The organism is Shinella sp. 20P9.1.1 (assembly GCF_057798995.1).
This window is the reverse complement of the sequence record NZ_JBYOLC010000001.1, coordinates 426343-439852: the sequence shown is the minus strand read 5'-3', so window position 1 is coordinate 439852 and position 13510 is coordinate 426343. Positions and strand designations below refer to the sequence as shown.

At 63.8% G+C, this 13510-nt stretch carries 11 protein-coding genes; 1 reads left to right on the top strand and 10 read right to left on the bottom strand.

The window, feature by feature from the left end; translation table 11 throughout:
- Positions 1-6: 6 nt before the first annotated feature.
- The 3 genes from AC27VQ_RS02010 to oiaX form a co-directional block, all read right to left on the bottom strand.
- Entirely contained in the window at positions 7-1797 is a 1791-nt protein-coding gene (locus AC27VQ_RS02010; protein ID WP_488714988.1) for a diguanylate cyclase, read from the bottom strand.
- Between the two features lie 108 nt (positions 1798-1905).
- Positions 1906-3207, bottom strand: a complete 1302-nt coding sequence (locus AC27VQ_RS02005) for a four-carbon acid sugar kinase family protein (RefSeq protein ID WP_488714987.1) — start codon at positions 3205-3207, stop codon at positions 1906-1908.
- A gap of 3 nt (positions 3208-3210) precedes the next feature.
- Entirely contained in the window at positions 3211-4467 is a 1257-nt protein-coding gene (gene oiaX / locus AC27VQ_RS02000) for a 3-oxo-isoapionate-4-phosphate decarboxylase OiaX (protein WP_488714986.1), read from the bottom strand.
- A gap of 150 nt (positions 4468-4617) precedes the next feature.
- Between oiaX and AC27VQ_RS01995 the strand changes: the two genes are divergently transcribed.
- Complete coding sequence (locus AC27VQ_RS01995) at positions 4618-5334, top strand: transcriptional regulator NanR (RefSeq protein ID WP_313528731.1); 717 nt, start codon at positions 4618-4620, stop codon at positions 5332-5334.
- A gap of 3 nt (positions 5335-5337) precedes the next feature.
- On the opposite strand, the gene apnL is transcribed toward AC27VQ_RS01995, so the two are convergent.
- From apnL to AC27VQ_RS01960, 7 genes are all read right to left on the bottom strand, one after another.
- Positions 5338-7200 carry a D-apionate lactonase gene (gene apnL, locus AC27VQ_RS01990; RefSeq protein WP_488714985.1) on the bottom strand — a complete coding sequence of 621 codons (1863 nt, stop codon included), beginning with the start codon at positions 7198-7200 and terminating at the stop codon, positions 5338-5340.
- On the bottom strand, positions 7197-8231 hold the full coding sequence (locus AC27VQ_RS01985) for a Gfo/Idh/MocA family protein (protein ID WP_488714984.1): 1035 nt from the start codon (positions 8229-8231) through the stop codon (positions 7197-7199). Before AC27VQ_RS01985 ends, apnL begins: the two co-directional genes overlap by 4 nt.
- A 2-nt stretch (positions 8232-8233) precedes the next feature.
- Positions 8234-9301 carry an ABC transporter permease gene (locus AC27VQ_RS01980; protein ID WP_488715239.1) on the bottom strand — a complete coding sequence of 356 codons (1068 nt, stop codon included), beginning with the start codon at positions 9299-9301 and terminating at the stop codon, positions 8234-8236.
- Positions 9301-10845, bottom strand: a complete 1545-nt coding sequence (locus AC27VQ_RS01975; RefSeq protein WP_488714983.1) for a sugar ABC transporter ATP-binding protein — start codon at positions 10843-10845, stop codon at positions 9301-9303. Before AC27VQ_RS01975 ends, AC27VQ_RS01980 begins: the two co-directional genes overlap by 1 nt.
- A gap of 1 nt (position 10846) precedes the next feature.
- Entirely contained in the window at positions 10847-11485 is a 639-nt protein-coding gene (locus tag AC27VQ_RS01970; protein ID WP_488714982.1) for a DUF2291 family protein, read from the bottom strand.
- 69 nt (positions 11486-11554) lie between these two features.
- Positions 11555-12496: a D-ribose ABC transporter substrate-binding protein gene (locus AC27VQ_RS01965; protein WP_313528739.1), complete on the bottom strand. Its 942-nt coding sequence runs from the start codon at positions 12494-12496 to the stop codon at positions 11555-11557.
- Positions 12497-12619: 123 nt separating this feature from the next.
- Positions 12620-13447, bottom strand: coding sequence for a phosphogluconate dehydrogenase C-terminal domain-containing protein (locus AC27VQ_RS01960; protein ID WP_488714981.1), 828 nt, complete (start codon positions 13445-13447; stop codon positions 12620-12622).
- Between the last annotated feature and the right edge of the window lie 63 nt (positions 13448-13510).

Sequence of the window (13510 nt, the reverse complement as noted above, 5' to 3'; positions counted from 1 at the left end):
GGTGTTTCAAGCGGGCCCCTTTTTCAGGGCGCTCGCCGAAACCGTCCGGTTGCGTCCCTTGGCCTTGGCTTCCAGCAAGGCGGCATCCGCGCGGGTGACCAATGTCTCCACGGAACCACCGGTCGGAGCGGCCGCCACGCCCACGGAGACGGAGACCGTGCCGAGAATCTGGCCAGCATGGGAGAGCGTGACGCTGCCGATCTTGTCGCGCAGCGTATCGGCCAGGGCTACGGCTTCCTCCTCCTCGAGGAAGGGCAGGAGTGCGGTAAACTCCTCCCCGCCGAAGCGGAACGCGTTACCGAGAGGTGCGCAGGTCTCGCGTAGCGTCTGCCCGACGAACTGCATGACGAGATCACCCGCATCATGGCCGAACTGGTCGTTGAAACGCTTGAAGTGATCGATATCGATCATCAGGCAGGCGAGCGGGTCCTGCCTGTGGTCGCGGGCGTGCCGTTGCAGCGTCTCGTCCAGGAACCTGCGATTGAAGAGGCCGGTCAACGGATCGCTGACGGCGAGTGTCGTGAGCTTTTCCCGAAGTTGCAGATTGGCGAGCGCCAGGCCGACATTTTCGGCGATCAGTTCGAGATAGAGCCGTGGCCCGGCCGGTCCGAGCGTGTCAGCCTCCCGCTCTTCGAGATAAAGCAGGCCGATCATGTCGCCCTGCGCCGTCAGCGGGACGCAGAGCGCCGTCACGCCGGGCGGATCGATGTGCTGGCACGGCACGTCGGAGCCGTTTCCGCTGCTGTGATGCGAGCGGCCGCGCCGGAGCCCCCAGCACTCCGCAGCGGGGAACACCGCCGCCGAATGCTGCGGTTCGAGCCATGCCCCAGCCCTCAGCAGGGACGTGTTGGCTTCGCTTAGCACATAGAGACCACCCGCAAGACCAGGGAAGATCTGCGGGGCGAAACGAACGATGACATCCGTCAATTCCGCCTGGTTCTGGCATGCCTGCACGCGGTGCATCATCTGCAGGATGAGATCCTTCGTGTGCTGGTCGGCACGCCGTTCTGTATCGAGGCGTTCGCGCTCGATCAGATTGGCACGGAATATCTCGATGGCCTCGTTCATCTCGCCGATTTCGTCACTTCGCCGATCAACCGGCACTTCGACGGTGTAATCCTGCTTGGCGAGGCGGCTGACGATGCCCGTCATGCGTTTCAGCGGCATCGCGACGCGTCGCCGCAGAACGAAGTAGAGCACGGCGACGAACAGGGCGCCCGTCGCCGCCAGCATGATCTTGGCGACGAGGCTCCAGGTGTTGCTGCGTATGCGTGCCGCGTCCAGCTCAGCGGTTGTTCGCGCGGCCGTCAGATCACGAAAATGGGCGACGGTCTGGAGGAGCGCCTTCTGAACCCGCTCACGCTCCGGCCCGAACAACATGCCCTGCGCCGCGGCCTTGTCTCCGCGCCGATAGGCGTCGATGGCTGCGCGTTCGACCTTGTCCAGCTCCTCCGCATCCGCATCGACGGCTAGCAGTGCTTGCGCTTCCGCCGGCGTCAGGCTCTGGGAGGCGAGCTTGGCCGCAGCCGCCTCCCGCTTGTGCTCCTCGCCTTCATCGGCCTGAAACGCCTCAAGGTGACGCGCCTCGCCGCGCATCACATAAAGCCGCGCCTCGTCGCTTGTCATTTCGGCGCCGATGGCCAGCTCTTCCGCAAGCGTGTCGAGCACGAGATGTTGCTCGGCGGCCGCACGCTCCTCAAGCGCGCTGCGCGACGACAGGATGAAGGCGGCACCCGACAGCGCAGTCAGAACGACCGTAATGCCATAGGCCCAGTTGGTGATTGTGGTTATCCTCATGCCACCACATTGCCAGCAGCGGCTTGAGCGAAGATTAAGAAACCATTGCAGATTGCAGCTATGGGCAGCACGGATGCAGACAAGACAAGGGGAAGCTGAACCCCAGCCTCATGCCGCGCCCGCCCGGATCATGCTGAAATAGTCGTCGCCCCCCACCTGGCCGCCCTTGAGCGCGATCTGCAAGCCATCCGCAGGTCCGCCATGGGCGATGCAGAGCGGCGAGCCCGGCGTCTGCGGCAGCGGCATTTTCAGCGTGAGGGCGGCAATGCCCATCTCGCCGAGCGCATGGCTGGATGTGTCCCCGCCCGCCACGATGGCGCGCGAGAGGCCGGCGCGCCCAACGAGTTCCGACTGGATGCGGCCAAGCGCCCGACCGAGGCGATGGCGCGCGCCGAGGGAGGAATCAAGTTCACCGCCCCGATCGGCCGAAGGTCCGAGTGCGGTGTAGAGCAGGACGCTTTCTCCGCTTTCCAAGACCTTGAGACCCGCTTCGATGGCGGCCGCGATCGTCGCGGCATTGTCCGGGCTGGACAGGGCGACCGGATCGAGCGTCACGCCGGCAAAACCATGGGCAAGCGCATGGCGGATCTGGCGCTCCGTCGTCGGGGAAACGCTTCCCGAGACGACGGCGATCTGGTCCACCGGGCCGGCATCGGCAAAGGCCGGCTTGTCGCCGATCAGCCCTTCTTTTCGCCAGGCGGAGATCAGGGCGTATTCGATGCCCGAGGAGCCGCAGACGAAGCGGCTTTCCGCGCGCAGCCGGTTCCAGAGCAAGCCACCCGCCGCCGCCTGCGTCGGCGCATCGAGCACATCGAGCAGCAGGATATCGGCAGCCTCCGGCTCGGGCGTGCCCAGCAGCGCGACATTGTCCACCAGTGCCGACGAAAGCGTCGTCTGACGTGCGAGGTGCAGCAGCACATTCGCCTCGTCCATCGGCGTGACAGGATGGCGCGCCATGACGGGGTGACGGTCGATGCGATAATTTCGGCCCTGATAGGCAGCGAAGAGTTCACCGAATGCCGTGTAGCGACGGATCTGCGGCGCGCCGACGATGAGCGGCACCGTTGCCTCGCCGAAGACGGCGCGGCCGATCTCGATGGCCCGGCCGATATTGCCGACGTCCGGCGCGGAATCGAAGGTCGAGCAGACTTTGTAGTGGCAGAGTTCCGCCTCCAGCGTCTTCAGCCAGCCGAAGGCCTTGCTGAGGTGCACCTCCATCCAGTCAGGCGTTTCGCTGCGGCTGGTACCGGCCAGCCCATAGGCTCGAACGCCGGAGAAGCGCGACAGCAGGTCCGCATCCGGCAGTTTCAGGAAGAGCACTGTCTCGACGCCGTTCGAGGCCAGCGCCTCCATGACATCGGTCGAACCAGTGAAATCGTCGCCGTAGTAGCTGATCAGAGGACGCGTCATGGCTCAGGCCGCCTTGCCGTCGGCAAATTTTTCGATGGATTGCGCAAGTTCGGGATGGTCTTTCGCATAGGTCGCGAGCGGCACGCCTGAAGCGGCCGCCCCCCAGGCCTGCTTCACCGCCTTCACCCCTGCCCCCGGCCCGCCCGGATGGCTGACGATGCCGCCGCCGCAGAGATAGAGCAGCTCCGTCGAGCCGCCCGTCGCCGCGATCGTATCAGGTGCCTGCCCGCCCCACTGGCCGGAGCCGATGACCGGAAGCGCCACATCCTTTTGCGAAAACAGCGGCGTCGTCACCGCCTTGTAGGAGCGCACGAAACTCTCGTCCGGCTCCCAATATTTCACCCGGATGCCGTTGATCTGGAACTGATCGACGCCGAGCAGGCGCCAGAACTGCTGCCAGACGGAGAATTCAAAGCCGAGGCCGGCATGGCGGGTGAGGATATCCCAGCCGTTACGATGGGCATGCAGCGCGAGGCCGGAGCGCTTGCGCAGGAAGGCGAGGCCGCCGAAGCCGATCGAGTTGATGTTGACGACGGCGCAATTGCCGCCGGCCTGCAACACCAGATCGTGGTTGCGCATCATTTCGTCCGGATCGGCATGGCTGATGCCGAAGGCATACATGACCTTTTTGCCGGTCTTCTGCTCATGGTCGAGGATTTTCGGCATGATCGCCGCGACGCGGTCCTTCAGCGGCGAATAGGCCGGGCTCATCAGCTTCTCGTCATCCTTGATGAAATCGACGCCGGCCTCGATGAGTTCGCCGACCATCTCGGCCGTTTCATGCGGCCGCAGGCCGAGCGCCGGCTTGACGATCGTGCCGATGATCGGCCGGCCCTTGACACCCGTGAGCGCAAAACTGCCGGCGACGCCGAATTGAGGCCCGAGATGGGCAGCGGCGAATTCCGGCGGCAGCTTCATGTCGACGATACGAATGCCCGTCATGCCCTTGATGGAGAAGACACCGCCGACCGCTATGGTCATCAGTGCGGCAAGATCGGTTCCCACGGCATCCAGCGGAAAATCGATATCGACATCCGCCCGGTTGAAGCTTGTGGCGTCACCCGCCTCATCGGGAAAGGAGGCGCGGTCCGTCGGCGGCAGCGAGCGGATGGCAACGACACGGGCGGCAACGCGCGCCTTCAATTCTTCCGTCTCGCCCGGCAGCGCCACGAAGGTCCCGGTCGACTGGTCGCTGGCGATCTTCGACGCCATTTTCTCCACCGAACCCGGCGTCTCTATCCGATAGGTCAGACGGATCACGTTTTCTCCTCCCGCAGGCATGGCATAGCGCTTGTTAAGGCTTTTCAACTGGTATAATGAGTATTTATGTTATTGCAAGCCGATTGCCGCGAAAGCTGTTGCGGCGAAGGAACTTGGTGCATATTCAAACCTGTCGAAACCAGGTGACTCATGAACGTCGTTTCCGAACCGATCGTCCGCAAAAAACTCTCCGACGAAGTCTTCGCGCGGCTGAAGGCCATGATCGAGACCGGCGAATTGAAAGCCGGCGACGACATGCCTTCCGAGCGCGAACTGATGGAGCGCTACGGCGTCGGCCGTCCGGCGATCCGCGAGGCCATGCAGGCGCTTGCCGGCAAGGGTCTCGTCGAGATTTCGCAGGGCGAGCGCGCCAAGGTGCTGCGCATCACCGCCGAATCCATCATCCGCCAGGTGGACCTGCCGGCCAAAATGATGCTGTCCGGCTCCTCCGACTCGCTTGAGCATCTCAAGAGCGCCCGCATCTTCTTCGAGCGCGGCATGATCCGCGAGGCCGCCACCAAGGCGACGCCCGAACATATCGCCGAACTGCGCGCCCTGCTCGACAAGCAGAAGGCAAACCTCGGCGATGCCGACGCCTTCATCGATGCCGATATGGAATTCCATCAGTATATCGCGCAAATTTCGGGCAATCCGATCTTCGCGGCCGTCAGCGGGGCCATGCTGGGCTGGCTGAAATCCTATCATACCGAAATGCTCATCTGGACCGGCCGCGAGACTTTCACGCTCGCCGAGCATGAGGAAATCATCCGCACCATCGAGAACGGCAATGCAGACCTTGCCGAGAAGGCGATGATCAAACATCTCGAACGCTCTCGCGCGCTTTATGCCCTAAAGGGGCAGAAGTAAGGGTCAGAGCACGATCTCAACGCAGCCATAGGGCGGCAAGGATACCTGTCCGGTCACGGGCAAAGTCTCTCCACCGATCAGCATGACCGCACGCGGCGGCGACGGCAGGATCACCGCCTGCACCTCCGGCGTGATGTTGGCCATGAGCAGACGCTCCTTCGACGCGAGACCGAGCACCGCATCCGGGCGCGACGTCTCAACGGCGTGGACCTCTTGTCCGCTCACAGTCCCAAGGCGCGCAAGCACATGCGCGAGCGGCCGCAGCTCGCCTCGCGCCGATACCTCCCCTTCGCCGGCAATCAGCCCGAACGGACCAGCGAGCGTCGAAAGCGTCAGGACCTCCAGCCCCGCCGTCGCAACGGTTGCAGCATAGGCCAGCGTCCAGGCTGCGCCGAATTGGCCGTTGTGCCTGGCATCGACATTCGCCATCGGAATGCGGCCGCCGGAGGGATTGTCTTTCGTCGCGCTGCCATAGGGGTTTTGCCGCATGGCGATCGTAGAGGGGCCGATGCGATAGGGCTTTTCGCCATAGAGGACGCGGGTCGAGCTGACGACGAAACGCAACGCCTCGAAGGTCTGCATGACCGAGAGATCGTCGGCGGCATGCACGATCGGGTTCGTGCAATGGCTGACATAGTCGATGAGGTCGCCCGGCACGCGCTTGCGGTTGAGCTCGGTAAAATAGCTCATCATGCCGCCACCAAGGCGCACGCCCGGAACGGCCGCCCGCGCTGCGGCATAGACATCCTCCAGCGGTGGGCAGTCCGGCCAGATGCTGCCCGGCGGTGTCGACTGGCGATCGACCGCGGGGCAGACGAACAGCGTGTCGAGCACCAGCACGGCCTCCCGCACGAGCGCGGCAAGCTCGGCCATCTCCGCGTCCAGCGGACGTTTGCAGGGCACCGCGACTTCCAGCGTCACGTTGAGACCGGATCGTTCGGAGAGCTCGGCATAGCCCTTCAAGGCCGGCAGACCATGGCCAGCACCGGGGTCGAAATGCGCGATCAGGTGTCGTGCGCCAATGGTTTTGAGAGCGCCGAGCGCGGCATGCTCCTGCTCCAGGCATTCCGGGCGCAGGCCGACGCCGATCTCCGGAAAGCGGCGCTTCGTCGGCGTCAGTTGCAGCGTGATGGCGCCCGATGTGCCGACTGCCGGGGCGGCATCGTCCACAGCCTCGATCTCGACGACGACCTTCTGGCTGAAGGGCTCCCCCTCTGGAACGCGGTAAGGCCACGGCAGCGCGAGCGGGCGCACATAGGTCTTGTAGGACCCATCCGTCCAGTTGCGCTGGTCTTCCATCTCGAAGATGTCGCCGACGAATTCCGTCACGGCCGCAATATCGGGCGCCACCTGATGGGTGATCGCGGAAATCTCCTTGAAAGGCTGCCACGGCTCGATCCGATCCGGCCAGTGCGCCTGCTCGACGCGGCCATCACCGTGGCGGACAGTGACGGGCTGTCCTGCGACACCGATGACGGGATGCAGCACCACAAAGCCCGCCCGCGCCGTCTCGAAATCCGCATCGCTGACGCAGTCGGCGGAGAAGGTGACGGTCTTTTCCGTGCCGGCTATCGTGATGGCGCAGTCGAGATTAGCGCCGGATGGCGCGGTAAAACGGGCCTTGTAGGAAACGGAAAAGCCCGGCCCCGCGGCCTCGATCCGGAGATCGGCAATCTCGGCACTACAAGTGCCCCAATCCTTGTCGCGCACGAGGAACGCCACGGCGCGCAGCACTTCGTGCCCCCGAAAGCGCAGGGTGCGCAGATTGCCGTCCTGAAGCGTCACGCTCAGGTCGCCGGCGACGAGCGTGCGGCTTTCGGGCTCGCGCTCATTCGTGCCGTAAAGCCTGAGCAGATCGCCGCTCATGCGAGTAGATCCGCAATCGCAATGGTCTCGCCGCGTTCGGCGCTGAGATAGGCGGCCTCGACGAGGGCGAAGGTCTTCAGGTTGTCGCGGCCGGACGTATCCGGCTCGCGGCCTTGCGACAGCCTCTCTGCCCAGTGCTTCTGGATGAGCGCGACGCTCTCCTGAATGTTGTGCCAGGGCCTTGATGCCCAAGGCAACAGGTTCGGCGCGACAACGCTTTGTACCGTGCCGTCAGGGCCATGAACCATCAGCTTGTAATCCTTGCCGAGGCGCAGCGTGCCCCTGGCACCGTCGATCTCGACGAAGGTCTCCGGGAAGGGCTCTTCCGGCAGCTTCGACGCGTAGCTGACATCGACGATCGAGGTGATGCCGTTGTCATGGTCGAGCAACATGGTCGCGACATCCTCGCCGGCAATATCTGGGTTGATGCGGCGCGTGCGGGCGGTCATGCGGCTGGCATCGCCGAAGAGGAAGCGGGCGATGTCGAGCGAGTGGATGCCGAGGTCTTCGATGATAAAACGCTTGCCCTTGGCGAGATAGGGCTGGCCGGAGAAGACGTCGAAGCCGGAGCGGAAGGAGACGCGGCCCCAGAAGGGTTCGCCGATCGCGCGGCTGTCCAGCACCGCCTTGACGGCGAGGATCGGCGTCTGCCAGCGGAAATTCTCATGGATCATCAGCGGGATGCCGGCGGCATCGGCAGCGGCGACCATGGCCTTGGCATCGGCCAGCGTCGGCGCGAAGGGCTTCTGGCAGATCGCCGGCACCTTGTGGCTCGCAGCAAGCTCGACCAAGGCACGATGACTGCCGACCGTCGTTGCGATATCGACGAAATCGAAGCCGCCATCGGCGAACATCTCCTCCGCCGACTGATAGCGTCGCGAAACCCTGAACTGGTCGCCGACGATGCGCAGGCGCTCGGGATCGCGGTCGCAGATGGCGACGATCTCGACATCGGCAAGATCCTGCCAGCCATGCATCTGGTTCACGGCGAAGAAACCGCAGCCGATCAGCGCACCCTTGGTCTTCGTCATGCTCAGCCTGCCTTTGCCATCTGCATCAGGGTGACGCGCTGCTGGAGGCGGCGCTGCGCCTGGTCGACGACCACGGCGACGATGATCACGAGACCCTTGATCACCATCTGCCAGAAGGAACTCACACCCATCATCACAAGTCCGTCCGAGAGAATCCCGATCACGAAGGCGCCGATGATCGTGCCGCCGATCGTGCCGCGCCCGCCCGACATGGATGTACCACCGAGAACGGCCGCCGCAATGGCATTCAGCTCGAGATTGGTGCCGGTCGCCGGGTGCGAGGCCATCAGTTCCGAGGAGATGACGAGGCCGACGATAGCAGCGCAGAAGCCGGAGAACATATAGACGAACATTTTCACGCGGTTGACGCGGATGCCGGACATGCGCGACGCCCGCTCATTGCCGCCGACGGCGAAGATATGCCGGCCAAGCGGCACGAAGCGGGCAAAATAGGCAGCCCCCAGCGCCACGACGATGAGAATCCACACGGAGACCGGAAGGCCGAGGATAGAGCCGGAACCGAGATAGGCGAAACCCTGGTTGCCGAGGTCTTCGCGGCCGGTGAGATTGGGCAGCGTCTGGCCATCGGAATAGAGCAGCGCCATGCCGCGCGCCACATAGAGCGTGCCGAGCGTCGCGATGAAGGGCGCGACGTTCAACCGGGTGATCAGCAGGCCGTTGACGGCGCCGATGACGATACCGACGATGGCGACGATGATCGCCACCTCGACCACGTTGAAATAGACGGTGTAACCGAGCGGCAGCGCCACGCCATACATGATGAGGCCGCCGGCGATCATGCCGCACAGGCCGACGATCGAGCCGACCGACAGGTCGATGCCGCCGGTGATGATGACGAAGGTCATGCCGATGGAGAGGAAGGCGTTCTGCGTCGCATGTTTCGACATCAGGATCATGTTCGCGGTCGACAAAAAGTTCGGCGCGAAGATCGAGAAGAAGATGATGACCGCGAAGAGCGCGATGAAGGTTCTAAGCTTCATCAGAGTGAGCAGGGCCGAGCCGGTGGAGAGGTGGTTGCCGGTGGCGGCAGTTTGCGTTGCTGTCGTCATCACGCATGCATCCTTTTGGTTTTATGTCCCTCTGCGGAGGCAGAAATCACCATGTCCTCGGTGGCGTCCTTCCGATCGACCACCATCACCAGCCGGCCGTTGCTCATGACGGCGATGCGGTCGGAGAGCGCCATGACCTCTTCAAGGTCGGAGGTGGAGAAGAGGATGGCCAGCCCCTCGCCCGCCAGCCGCCGCATGGCGCGGAAAACATCCGCCTTGGCGCCGACATCGATGCCGCGGCTCGGCTCGTCCATCAAAAGCACTTTCGGCCCGGTCATCAACGCCTTGCCGATCACGACCTTCTGCTGATTGCCGCCGGACATGGAGGTGACGTCGAGATCCGGGTTCTTCGCCTTGATCGAGAGGTTGCGGATCGCGTTGGCAATCGCCTCCTTCTCGCGCTTCAGGTCGATGTGGAAGCCAGCCTTTAGGAACTGGCTCAGGCTTGCCATGGAAAGGTTGTCGGCAATCGACATGGACTGCACGAGGCCTTCGCGCTGTCGGTCCTCCGGGATCAGCGACAGGCCCTCACGGATGCGCCGGGTCGTGTCGCGCCCCTTCAGCTCCTCGCCCTCGACGAAGATTTTCCCCGTATAGTGCTCGTGCCGGCCCATGATGCATTCGAAGAGCTCGGAGCGCCCCGCACCCATCAAGCCGTAAATGCCGAGGATTTCACCCTTGCGCACGCCGAGCGAGACATGGTCGACGGCATAGCCGCCCTGTGCGCGCGGCAGGCAGATGTCTTCCGTGCGGAACACTTCCGCACCCGGCTCATGCTCGACCTGCTTGGCAAAGTCCTTGGCGTCCGAACCGATCATCGAGCGCACGATCCAGCGCGTGTCGATGTCCTTGACCATGGCATGGCCGGTGATCTGGCCGTCCTTCAGCACGGTGATGTAGTCGCCGATGCGCATCAGCTCTTCCAGCCGGTGCGAGATATAGACGATCGCCACACCGCGCGCCTTGAGATCGGCGATGACGCGGAAGAGCACGTCGACTTCCGCCGCACTCAGCGCCGAAGTCGGCTCGTCCATGATGAGGATGCGCGTGTCGAGCGAAACCGCGCGGGCGATCTCGACGAGCTGCTGCTGGCCGATCGGCAGGTCTTCAGCCAGCGTATCGGCGGTAATACCGGCTTCCAGACGGTTCAGGAACTCGTTGGCCTTCTCGACCTGCGCCTTGTGGTCGATGCCGCGCAGGCCGCGCGTGATCTCGCGAGTCGCGAAGATGTTTTCGGCGACCGAGAGATTGCCGAAAAGGTTCAACTCCTGGAAGACGATGCCGATGCCGTGGCGCACCGCATCGGCCGGGCTGTTGAGGTGGATGCGCTCGCCGTCCATCCAGATTTCGCCCAGCGTCGGCCGCTCGACGCCGGCGATGATGCGCATCATCGTGGACTTGCCCGCACCGTTCTCGCCGACCAGCACGTTCACCGCGCCGCGCCTGAGCTTCAGGTCCGCCTTCTTCAGCGCCACGATACCGGAATACGCCTTGGTGATGTCCTTCAGTTCGAGAATGACGTCGCCGTCGTCGGTGGCGTTCATGTCAGCCTCCGACCGTGATGGTGACGGGCACGAAAAGCGGCAGCTGGCCCTTGGCCGGCAGCGGATAGGCGCCGAGCGCCTTGATCGTCTTGCCCGTCAGTCCCTCACGTGCCAGCTTTTCAAGCAGCAAGCCGTTCACATGGGTGTTGAACGACTTGCCGTACTGCGCCCATTCGATCTGGTTCTTGAATTCGTTGAAATTCACGAATTTCAGGCTGTCGCGGATGGCCGTGCCGCGGACAGCCGGGCCGATGGCGACGCGCACATCGACCTTCTGGTCGCCGTCCACATCGACGTCGACATAGCCGGCGCGGGACTTCGTCTCTTCTGCAACGATCACGCCGTCGATCTTCGCGGCGAAGGTCCAGGGCGCGTTGCCCTGCTTTTCCTTGTGGCCGTATTTTTCAGCGGCCGCATCGAGATTGCTTGTCGCAAGCGCCGAGACCTCCTGGAAGGAGCCGGCACGCTCCTGAAGGAAGGGCACGACCTTGGCATCCCAGATATCGGCAACCAGCTTGTCCGGATTGAAGGCGCCGGCCGCGGCCTGCTTCTGTTCGTCCTCGGTCTTGACGAATTTGCAGCCGGAAAGCGCAAGCGCGCCGGCGAGCACGAGTGTACAGGCAGCCTGAAACCTTGGCATTCCCAATCTCCGAATAGATAGAAAACGCGAGGCGGGGCCGCACCCCCGCCTCGCGCCATCGCGGGAGGATTATTCCGAGAGCGCGAAGGTCTCGAGCTTGGCGGCGTTGTCGGCCGTGATGAGCACGCAGTCCATCAGCTGCTTCTCTTCGGCCGGGCCCTTGCCGGTTTTGATGTAGGTATCCGCCTGGGTCACAGCGAGCTGGGCCTGGGCATAGGCCGGCTGCATGACGGTCGCCTTGATGCCGCCTGCCTTGATCGAGTCGCGCACGTCGTTCGAACCGTCGAAGCCGACGACGATGACGTCCTTGCGGCCGGCGGCCTGGAGGGCGGCGATCGCGCCCATGGCCATCGTGTCGTTGCCGGCGATCACGCCCTGGATATCCGGATTGGCCTGAAGGATGGTCTCCATCTTGGAGTAGCCTTCGGTCTGGCTCCAGTTGGCCGACTGCTGGGCGACCATCTTCATATCGGGATATTCGTCGATGACGTCGTGGTAGCCCTTGGAGCGGATGCCGGCGTTGAGATCGGCTTCGCGGCCAAGCAGCTCGACATAATTGCCCTTCTCGCCCATCAGCTTGACGAACTCCTCCGCACCGAGCTGCGCGCCCTGGTAGTTGTTCGAAACGATCTGCGAGACGGCAACGCCCGTGGCGTTGATTTCGCGGTCGATCAGGAAGGACGGGATACCGGCATCCTTGGCCTTCTGAACGGCGGCGATCGAGGCTTCCGAACCGGCATTGTCGAGGATGATCGCCTTGGCGCCGCGGCCGATGGCCGTATCGATCAGCTGCGACTGCTTGTTGGCGTCGTCATCATGCACCAGAACCAGCGTGTCGTAGCCGAGTTCCTTGGCCTTGGCTTCCGCGCCGACAGCTTCCGCCTTGAAGAACGGGTTGTCGTGGCTCGGCGTGATGATGGCGATGAGGTCGGCAGCAAAGGACGGCATGGCGACGCCTGCGGCCATGACGGCAGCAAAGCCGACGGTGATCAGTCTGCGGGTAATATTCATATGTCTCCTCCCGGTTAGACACCGGCTCCCTGCGACCATCCCTCCATTGAACATGGTCGCGCCGGTGCAATCTTTGTCCGGCGCGCTGGGCGCCGGTAGCGGCGGACGAAGCCCGCCGGATAATCAGGTGATGCGCTGGATGCTGGCCGCGATTTCCGCGGGCTCGAACACGCGCTTCCAGTCATCCTTCATCAGCACGGGCTTGCCGAACTCGATGGCCTTGTTGCACGCATCGGAGAACACGCCCGGCGTCTCTTCGAAAATGACCGCGCCGAGCACATTCATGTGGCCGAGCAGGAAGTCGCGGGCGGCCTCCTTGGCAACGCCGCGGCGCACGCACTCATCCATGGCTTCGCGCATGACGACGAGCAGCGAGGCGCAGACCGTTTCGGACAGGCCGGGCTCCAAGAGCGCCATCTGCTCGACGGTGACGCGGTGCGAACGCATGACCGGCGCCCAGATGACCTTGGCAATCTCCTCGCCGAGGCCGTAGGCCTCTTCCGGACCCTGCATGAGTGCGGACACGATGTGCTGCTTGGCGGCGATACCGCCGAAGAAGTCGCGCTTGGCGGCCGGATCCGTCTCGTCGTTGAAGATCGGCGGATGGCAGGGATGCGTGACGAAATAGGTGAGGTCCGCACGCTCCGGCAGGTGGCCGGCGAAGGGGGCGGCGGCATCGAGCGCCACGACCATGGTGCCCGGCTTCAGCTTGTCGGCGATGCCGGCGGCAACCTTGCCGATCGCCGTATCCGGCACGGCGAGAATGACGACATCGGCGCCGTCGAGGCCTTCATCGGCGGAGACGCAGGAGAGGCCGAGATCGTCGGACAGGCGCTTTTTGCCGGCGTCGCTCACCTCGATATAGCGGACGTCGAAGCGCGAACCCTTGAGATTCTTGGCGAGCCGATAGCCCATTTTGCCGCCGGCGCCGAACAACGCGATCGATGTCATCGAAGACCTCCCTAATGCGCGCGGCCGGAACGAAACCTGTCCGGCCGGAAATTTCCTCCACCG